The organism is Saccharopolyspora sp. NPDC050389 (genome assembly GCF_040655595.1).
In the GTDB taxonomy this organism is placed as follows: Bacteria; Actinomycetota; Actinomycetes; order Mycobacteriales; family Pseudonocardiaceae; genus Saccharopolyspora.
Genome location: NZ_JBFAKG010000013.1, coordinates 106,896 through 116,066, shown reverse-complemented (window position 1 = coordinate 116,066; position 9,171 = coordinate 106,896). Strand labels below are relative to the sequence as shown.

Sequence of the window (9,171 nt, the reverse complement as noted above, 5' to 3'; positions counted from 1 at the left end):
AACCGCACCTCGGCGAGCCGCCGGTCGACCACCTCGATGCTCTCCACCTGGCCGACCTTGACCCCGGAGCACGGGACCTGACCAGCGGAAACAGTGCCTCGCGGATCAGTGTTCCTCGAAGGGGTATGCCGGATCGCCTGCGGCGCCGCCGATGCGTTCGCGGTGCTGCGTCGTCGCGTACGCGTCGCGTTCGATCGGGTAGCGCGCGTAGAGGACGTGGCCCCAGGTGTTGCCGGGGGCGCCTCGCAGGCGGCTGGGCAGCTCGTACCGCTGGGAGAGCATCGGAACCCCGGCGAACACGCCGCCCATGTCGGGCCCGAACGCCATCGAGCCCTCGCCGAGGGGCGGCGTGATCAGCATCCGCGGGGTGCCGGCCACGCCGTGCGACACCCGCGGGTAGTCGAACAGGCAGGGGAACACGAAGCTCATCGTCCAGTCGCTCAGCACCGGTTCCCGCTCCGCGAGCGCCTGCCGCAGCGGCACCACGTCCCGCACCGCCGGGCCGCTGACCGTCAGCCAACCCTGCTGGTCGCTGGTGCGGTCCTCGGCGAGCACCCGAACCCGGTCGGCCCCGGCCGGGATCTGTCGGGGCTCGACGGTGAGCAGCCGCCAGCCGCGGAAGTTCCGCCAGTCGATCGGCCTGCCGTGGCGCGGGTCGTCGAACGGCAGCTCCGTCGGCGGCGGATCGCGCAGCTCGCGCGTCGCCACCGGCCCCGCCGCGGTGCCGAACTCCAGGGCCAGCGAGTTGCCCTGCTCGGGCCGGCCGGACACCCACACCGACAGCGTCTGGTCGCCGGTGAGCCCGGGCAGGCCGAACCAGGCGGAGGTCAGCGAGCCGGTCGTCTGCGGCCCGCCCGCCGTGCTGGTCCAGGCGAACTGGCTCGCCGCCGTCGTCGCCACCTCGCCTTCGGGGGCCTTCGGGTCGTCGGGCCGCTTCGCCAGCAACGGCTCGCCGGGCTGCTCTTCGCGCAGGTCGGGCTCCTGCGGCGGCCCACCGGCCGGAGTGAAGCCGTCGAGGTCGGCGGTTCCGGCGACCGGCGCGAGCCGCTCGGCGATCGGCAGCGTCTCGATCTCGTTCTCCAGCCCGCAGTTGCTGGCCCGGATGCTCTGCGAGTTCATCCGCGCGACGGAGAAGCGGTCGCCCATCGTCTGCGGCGCGGCGATGAACGATCCGAGCAGCACCGCCACCGACGCCAGCGCCGCAGACCCGAGCACCGACATCGGCATGACCGTCCACATGAGACCGACGGGGCCGGGGCGCGACAGCATCGCGCGGATCCGGATGAAGCAGAAGGCGAGCACGCCGACCACCGCGCCGGTGCCCAGCCAGAGCGCCGGGCTGTCCAGCGGCAGGCCGGGACGGACGGGCGTGTCGGACCACGGCATCGCCAGGTCGGACTGCATCGGCCACAAATTCGGCCCCATGAACGCCAGGGCCGCGGCCACCGACGCGGCGATCCCGCCGAACACGCCGACCAGCCGCGCTTCGCGCTTGGCCCGCTCGATCCTGCCGATCCGCCCCAGCAGCACGACGGTCACCGCGAGCAGCGCCGTGCCGACGCCGGCGAGCGCCCCGAAGTGGTGGGTCCACTTCGACGGCGTCAACCACAGCGCGACCAGGACCGCGACGACGGAACCGAGCAGTATCGGCAGGTCGGGCAGCTCGGCCCAGCGGTGCACCTGCCGCATCGCGCACGCCGCCGCGATCAGCACGGCGGTCACGACGAGGAACACGACCAGTCGCTTGGTGGAGGTGCCCCAGATGTTCGTGCCCAGCAGGTTCGCGTACCGGTCGATCTCCTGGTACCAGCCGAGGCTCGGCCCGAACTCGTCGTGGATCGCGGTCGCGCCCCGGACGCCGTTGAGCGTCGAGTCGGCGAACATCGCCACCAGGCCGACCGCGCCCACGCAGCCGAGCAGCACGACGCGCGTGGGCACGCTGACCCACCGAGGCAGGGCGCCGCGCTGCGCCAGCACCCGGCCGATGCGCGGCGCGAACACGAGCACGGTGAGCACCGCGCTCACCCCGGTCGGCGTGACGGCCGTGGTCAGCCCGGCGATCAGCGCGGCGACGCCCAGCCAGAAGTACGGCGCGCGCGTCCGGCCCATCTTCAGCAGCGCCGCGACCAGCGCGGACGTGCCCAGCGCGACGAACGGCTCCGGCCGGATGCCCAACCCGAACGGCAGCCAGCAGGCCAGGAAGAACACCGCGGTGAGCAGGTGCAGCGGCAAGCGCCGCGTGCCTCGGCACACCGGCAGGACGATGCCGCGGCTGACGACGAGCCAGGTCAGCAGCCCGGCGAGCGCGCTGGGTACGCGCAGCCAGGCGGGCGCGAGGCTCTCCTCCGACACCCACCGCATCAGGTGCTGGACCAGCGTGAACGGCGTTTCGGAGGCGTTGAACCAGCGGTAGTAGTTGCCGATGTCGCCGGCGTCGTCGTAGTTGCGGACGGTCATCATCGCGAAGCCGTCGTCGTCCGTGAGCGGCCCGATCACCAGCCAGCCCGCCAGCACCGCGGCGACCAGCGCGTCGACCGGCAGGAGCAGCGGCGACACGCGGATCGCTCCAAAGGCGGGCGGGGCGTGGATGAACAGCAGCACCAGCGACACGAGCGCGAGCACCAGCGCGGTCGTGATCAGGGTGCTCTTGATGTCGGTCGGCGAGGTGTCGAACCAGGAGAAGGTGCGCGCGGTGACCGAGAGCCCGGCGAGCTCCGCGGGCTCGAGATCGGTGGCGAAGGTGAAGATCTCCGGCGCCGCCATGCCGGGCAGCACGATCGGAGCCCGGCCGCCCGCGGTCACCACGGATCGCGTCGAGTCCGCGTGGATCGCCAGGTCGCAGGTGCCGGGCGGCAGCGGGACGTGGTACTGGTCGAGGACGAGCTCCGGCCTTCCGTCGCGGGTGGTCAGGACCAGGCCTTCGCGGTCGCTGCCCGGCGGCAGGGTGGTCAGCACGGTTGTTCGCGCCGGCCGGTCGAGCGCGGCGCGCAGCACCGGGCACGGCACGGACGCGTCGAACGACGCGGGTCGATACGGCGCGAAGAACGCGGTCGTGGACCGGGCCTCGGCGGTCGGCCAGCTCACCTCGGTGCGATCCACCCAGACGGGCGCGAACGGCAGGGCGAGCGCGCAGCCGAGCCCGACGATGCCGATGCAGCACGCCAGCAGGTGCGCCACCCACAGGCCGAAGCGGGATCGCCTCGGGTGGTCGGCACCGGTTTCGTCGGTCTGCGGCTCCGCCGGCGGATCGAGCTGCGCCGGACTGCTCAAGTATTTCACCGCGCTCCTCGCAGATCGGAAATTTCCTCGCCTGCTCAATCCTGGCCAACGCTGCGCGTGACGCGCGGCGGCGGCGCGCCGAATTCGTCCAGCCGATTGACGATCGGGGAGCCGCACAGGTTGCCCACATGTTGGCCGCGGGTGGCAACGCGGCGTCCCGCTTCGGCGTGCACGTGTCGGACAGACGGGAGCGACATGGTGGGCGTTGCGGAAGTTTCGGTCGTGGGCGAGCAGCGGGAACGGACTCGGGCCAGGCCCTCGTTCGGGATGCCGCTGGCGGTCGGTGTCGTGGCCGCCGCGCTGTTCTGGGTCGTCCACGGCGCCCTGATCGACGACAGCTACATCACGCTGAGCTATGCCCGGAACCTGGCGTTCCACGGCCATTGGGGCCTGATCGGCGCCGAGGTGTCGAACTCCGCGACCGCGCCGCTGAACGTGCTGGTGCTCGCCGCCGTCATGGAGGTGGTGCGGCAGCCGGTCGTGGCGCTTGGCGTCGTGTTCGTGCTGGCCAACGTCGTGCTCGCGGTGTCGCTCCGCAGCGCGGCGCGGACCAGCGGATTTCCCGGTTGGACGGGAGCGCTGGGAGCGCTGCTGGTGGCGGCGAACCCGCTGGTGCTCTCGACGGTGGGCCTGGAGATGACGCTCGCATCGGCCCTGCTCGGCGTGCTGCTGCTGGCGGCGGTGCAACGCCGGCCGGTGCTGTTCGGCGTCGCCGCCGGGCTGCTCGCCCTGACCAGGCTGGACCTCGGTGTGTTCGTGCTGGTGGTGCTGATCGGCAGGCCGGGCCTGTGGCGCGGCTGGTGGCGCTGGCTGTTGGCGGCCGCGGCGATCACGTTGCCGTGGTTCGCCTTCAGCTGGCTGTACTTCGGCTCGGCCGTCCCGGACACGCTGGTGATCAAGCAGCTGCAGAAGTCTTGGGGCGACTGGGACTTCAGCAACGGCCTGGAGCTCTACCACGGGGTTTTCCCGACGGCGGTGGTGGTTTCGCTGATCCCGGCCGCGCTCGGCCTGGTGTGCTTACCGATCGCGTGCGTGCTGCGGGCCTTCCGCCGCGCCGCGTCGCTGTGGCCGTGGGCGCTGATCGGGCTCGGCGCGGTCGCGCACTACTACGTCTACACGCTCATGGGCGTTCCGCCGTACCACTGGTACTACGCGCCGAGCCTGATCGGGCTGTCGTTGTTGCTGGTCGGAGGCATCGGCGCGGTCGCGGCGGCCCGGTGGTCGTTAGCGGCGTTGGCCGGGTGCGCGGTGTTCGCGGCGCAGGCCTGGTTCGTCGGGCAGCACGGCCTGCCGTGGCGCGAAGCGGCGATCACGACGAACTGGGCGACGGCCGCCGACTACGAGCGCATCGGCACCGACCTCGGGCGCCTCGTCGGCGACCGCACGGTGTCCAGCCCGGGCGAAATCGGTGCGCTCGCGTACTACTGCGACTGCGCGATCGTCGACGGCTTCTCCGACCGCGGCTACCTGGCGCCCCAGATCCAGCAACGCCTGGCCGACGCGACGCCGTTCGTCCGCGCGCTGCTGGAGTTCAACTACCGCCACTTCGTCCCGGCCGAACCGCGCCCGATCGACGAGAATCTCCGCCGCGAACCCGGTCCCGGCCCGGACCCGCGCTGGAACATCGACTCGAACTGGGCGGAACCCGCCCACCTGCTCCTGGAACCCCGCTGACGCCAGGTTTCCGCTGGTCACCACCCGTGCGTGTTTTGTGCTGCCATAGCGACACAAAACACGCACGGGCCTGGACCTGCGGAAGTACGTCAGCGTGAACCAGTTCCCTCGCGCAGTGCGAGCACGCGGTCCTCGCGTTCGACGAGGTGGTACAGCGGGCCCAGCAGCAGAACCGCGTCCGCGCCGTCGTCGTCGAACGGCAGATCCCGCGCATCGCCGACGCTGAAGCGGAGCTCAGCGGCGCGTCCGCCTGCTCGCGCGATGCCGCAGCCGCGGATTCCACGTGCGGCGGCCAAAAATCGATCAGGTGCACCTGATATCCGTTGCGCGCCAACGGAATTGCGTACGACCCGTACGCGCCGCCGACATCGCAGACCACGGCCGGAGGCGGCGGCAGGAACCGTTCCAACAGCTCGGTCGTGCGGAGCGCTTCCAGCAATCCCCATGTGGAGAGCCGGTCGCGCTCCGGGTCGAGTCGGTAGTAGGACGAGATCGCGTTCTCGAAGTCCTCCATGCGTTCGACGCTATGCACGGGCGCAACTGAAAATTGTCGCGGCGGAGCTCGGCTGCAGCCCCAACCCGGCAACGGGTTCCTCGGGATCGGCCGTCGCGAACGCGTGGAGCAGATCCATGAAGTTGCTGTGGTGCTCGGCGTTCTCGGCGGCCCCGTACAGGCTCGGGTTGGCGTTGAAGTCGATGCGCAGCGAGCCGTCCGAGCGGTCGTACACGTTGATCGTGAGGTCTTCGACGGCGCCGTTGCTCAGGTTGTGCAGCTTCACCGGGTGTTGCCCGAAGTGCAGGTTCGGGGTGTATCCCATGATGTTGATCGCTGGGGGCTCGGTCACGATCCCGGCGTCCGCGATCCCGAGGTCGTGGGCGAGGAGGCAGGAGGGGTACCGCTGGTGCTGCATCACGCCGCGCGCCCGCGCCGCGGTGTGCCGCAGGAGTTCGCCGGTGGTCATTGCCGGATCCATTTCGATCCGCAGCGGCGGCGCGTTGGTCACCATGCCCGGCACGGATCGCGCCACCGGCCCTTTGCGGCCGGCCACCACGAGTTCGAGCACCAAGTCGTGAGCGCCGGTCGTCCGCTGCAGGTAGAGCGCGAGTGCTGCCATCGCCACGGTCGGCAGGCTGCACCGGGCTCGCCGCGCCAGATCCCGCAGTTGATCGACGACCGGGGCCGGCACCTGGCCGCTGTTCCGCAAGAAGCTGTGCGCGGTCGGGGCGCTCTTGCCGGCCAATGTCGTGATGGCCGGAAGCGGGGACAACTGCTCCATCCAGTACTCGTGGTCCCGCGCGAACTGCTCGGAATTCCGGTACCGGAGATCGTCCTCGATCAGTTCGCGCAGCGAGCCCAAGCCGCTGGGCGGGCAGTCCTGCCCCTGTTCGAGCGCCGTGTAGACCTCGGCGACGCGCTGCAGGAAGAGCCCGAACCCGAAGCCGTCCATCACGATGTGGTGCGCGCGGACGTAGAGCAAGGACCGGTCGTCGGCCAGGACGAAGACGGTGAAGTTGAACGGGAGATCGCGCGTGAGGTCGGTGGTCCGGCGCAGGTCCGCCTCCATCTGCGCCAGTGCCTCGGGCAACGGGTCGAGCGCCGTCCGCAGGTCCACCACCGGCAGCGGCCAGTCGCGCATCTGCCCGACCACCTGCCAGGGGCCGTCGGCATCGATCTCGAATCGAACGCGGAACGCGTCGGTGTCCTCCACCGCCTGGCGCAGCGCGATCTGGAGCAGTCGCAGGTCGGCGGGCCCCTGTATGTCGAGGTATTCGGCGGCCGCGTGGATCGGATTTTCCGGATCCGCCTGCTGCGCGAGCCAAACTACGGTCTGCGATGCGGTAAGTGGCAGGCGATCACGATCATCCGGCATGTGTCTCCCTCAACAAGTGACGCAGAGTGGACGGAAGTCTACAAAGAGTAATGATCGTCTGCTTGGGGAAACACGCCCAGTCGCCAGACCACGAACGAACGACGTCCGGCCGGCCCGGACAGATCGCGTGCACCGGTTGTCGGTAGCGACGCTGGCTGCGACTCTGCCAGGCTGGGTCGGGTTGATCATTCGGCTTTGGGGGAGTTCGTGGGTTCGGGCGACGGAGTGCGCAACGATTCGGCGGCCTCGGTAGGTGGCCACAGCGTGCAAGCCGGGCACATCCACGGTGATGTGCACTTCCACCGCGGAACCGAGGACAGGTTGGTGCCGCGGCAACTGCCGCTCGCGGCACGGCACTTCGTCAACCGCGCGGTGGAGCAGGACGCGCTGACCACACTGCTCGGGGGCGCGAAGACCGAGGGATTCGTGCTGATCTCGACCGTCGACGGCATCGCCGGGGTCGGCAAGTCGACGCTGGCGGTGCACTGGGCGCACGGCATGCGAGACCGCTTCCCGGACGGCGAGCTCTACGTGAACCTCCGCGGCTTCGACCCCGCCGCCGAGCCGGTGAAGCCCACCGAAGCACTGGCGGCTTTCCTGGCGGCGCTTGGTGTTTCGGGCGAGCGGATGCCGCAGGACGCCGAGGCGCGCGCCGCGTTTTTCCGCAGTCTGGTGCACGGCAAGCGCATGCTGCTCCTGCTGGACAACGCCCGCACGGCCGAACAGGTCCGCCCGCTGCTGCCGAGCAGCCCGAGCTGCCTGGTGCTGGTCACCAGCCGAAACCGGTTGCACGAACTGGTGGTCCGGGAAGGCGCGACGCGGATCGCGCTCGAAGTGCTGACCGACGACGAGGCCGAGCAACTGCTGGCCCGCTACCTCGGTGACGAGCGGGTGGCGGCCGAACCGGAAGCGGTGCGCGAACTGGTCCGGCACTGCGCCGGACTGCCGCTGGCGCTCGGTATCGCAGCGGTGCGGGCGGCCGAGAACCCGGATTTCCCGCTGGACGAACTGGTGTCGGAACTCCAAGACGAACGGGACCGCCTCGACGCCCTCGACGCGGGAGGCGTGACGGGAGTCCGAGCGGTCTTCTCCTGGTCCTACCGCTCACTCCGTCCCGAAGCGGCCCGCATGTTCCGCCTGCTCGGCCTGCCGACCGGCCCGGACATCAGCCTCGCCGCAGCGGCAGACCTGGCCGGCATGGCGCCCCGCGAAGCGCGAGCTCTCCTCGCGGAGCTCGCCCGAGCCAGCCTCGTCGACCAGCACAAACCAGGCCGCTACCAATTCCACGACCTCATCCGCGCCTACGCAGGCGAATGCGCAGCAGCGGACGAAGCCCCCACGGACCGCGAAGCAGCGATCCGCCGCCTCCTCGACCACTACCTCCGCACCAGCAACGCGATCGACCGGCACTTCGTCGGCCATTCGCGCCAGTTCGCGCCTCAGCTTCCGGAGGCAGCCGTGACTGGACTCGTTTTCGAGGACGAGCATCAGATGTTGACCTGGTGGGACACCGAGCACGCGAATCTTGTAGCAGCGGTCCGTCAAGCGGCTCAGAGCGAGCCTGCGCGCACCTGGCAGCTCGCATACACACTCATGTACTTCTTCAAGCTGCGTGGGCACGTCGAGGACTGGATCAGCAGCTACGAACTAGGGCTTGCCGCGACGGAGCAAGTCGGTGAAACCAGCGCAAGGGCACAGCTGCTCTACGAACTCGGCATGCCGTACTTCGTACGCAAGCAGTTTGAGACTGCCCTGATCTATCAAGGTCAAGCACGGGAGCTCTTCGAAGCAGCCGGAGATCGCTACAGCACTGCGACTGCCTTGTCCGCGCTGGCCGAGATTCACATCGAACTCGGGGCGCTCGACGATGCACACCGATCTGCACAACGGGCGCTCGAAGTCCAGCTAGAACTGGGCGATCGTCACGGACAGGGCTACGCACACAACGTCCTCGCCGCCGCTGACGCTCGCCAAGGCGATATTTCGGCTGCACGTGCTCACTTTGCTGCGGCGCTGAGACTCTTCAATGAGGTGGGCGAGACGTTCGGTGCGACGTTCGCGATGCACGAACTAGCTGGTCTGCACATGGGTTCAGGTGAGCTGGACGAAGCAGTGGACATGTACCAGCAGGCTGTAGAACGTCGGCGCGAAATCGGCCATCGGCAAGGAGAAGCCCAGAGCCTGCGAGGCTTGGGCATCGCTCTCCAGGCGGAAGGCGACATCGAAAAAGCTCGCTTGTGCTGGCAGCAAGCTCTCACGATCTTCGATGAGCTTGGCGACCCCGAGGCCGATGAGGTTCGGCGGGATCTAGAGAGGTCAGATGAGTGAAGGGCGCCCCTCACGCGGT

5 protein-coding genes are annotated in these 9,171 nt (G+C 69.6%); 2 read left to right on the top strand and 3 right to left on the bottom strand.

Translation table 11 applies throughout. From position 1 onward, the window contains the following. Nucleotides 1–105 precede the first annotated feature (105 nt). Nucleotides 106–3,279, bottom strand: a complete 3,174-nt coding sequence (locus tag AB0I53_RS11230; protein ID WP_358600019.1) for an arabinosyltransferase domain-containing protein — start codon at nt 3,277–3,279, stop codon at nt 106–108. Between the two features lie 198 nt (nt 3,280–3,477). Between AB0I53_RS11230 and AB0I53_RS11225 the strand changes: the two genes are divergently transcribed. After that, nucleotides 3,478–4,953: a hypothetical protein gene (locus AB0I53_RS11225; RefSeq protein ID WP_358600016.1), complete on the top strand. Its 1,476-nt coding sequence runs from the start codon at nt 3,478–3,480 to the stop codon at nt 4,951–4,953. An 89-nt stretch (nt 4,954–5,042) separates the two neighbouring features. Here AB0I53_RS11225 and AB0I53_RS11220 read toward each other — a convergent pair whose 3' ends face one another. Both AB0I53_RS11220 and AB0I53_RS11215 read right to left on the bottom strand, forming a co-directional pair. Then, complete coding sequence (locus AB0I53_RS11220; RefSeq protein ID WP_358600013.1) at nt 5,043–5,249, bottom strand: class I SAM-dependent methyltransferase; 207 nt, start codon at nt 5,247–5,249, stop codon at nt 5,043–5,045. Between the two features lie 228 nt (nt 5,250–5,477). Then, on the bottom strand, nt 5,478–6,824 hold the full coding sequence (locus AB0I53_RS11215) for a condensation domain-containing protein (protein WP_358600010.1): 1,347 nt from the start codon (nt 6,822–6,824) through the stop codon (nt 5,478–5,480). Between the two features lie 195 nt (nt 6,825–7,019). Here AB0I53_RS11215 and AB0I53_RS11210 point away from each other — a divergent pair, with 195 nt between their 5' ends. Next, nucleotides 7,020–9,152: a tetratricopeptide repeat protein gene (locus tag AB0I53_RS11210; protein ID WP_358600007.1), complete on the top strand. Its 2,133-nt coding sequence runs from the start codon at nt 7,020–7,022 to the stop codon at nt 9,150–9,152. Nucleotides 9,153–9,171 lie beyond the last annotated feature (19 nt).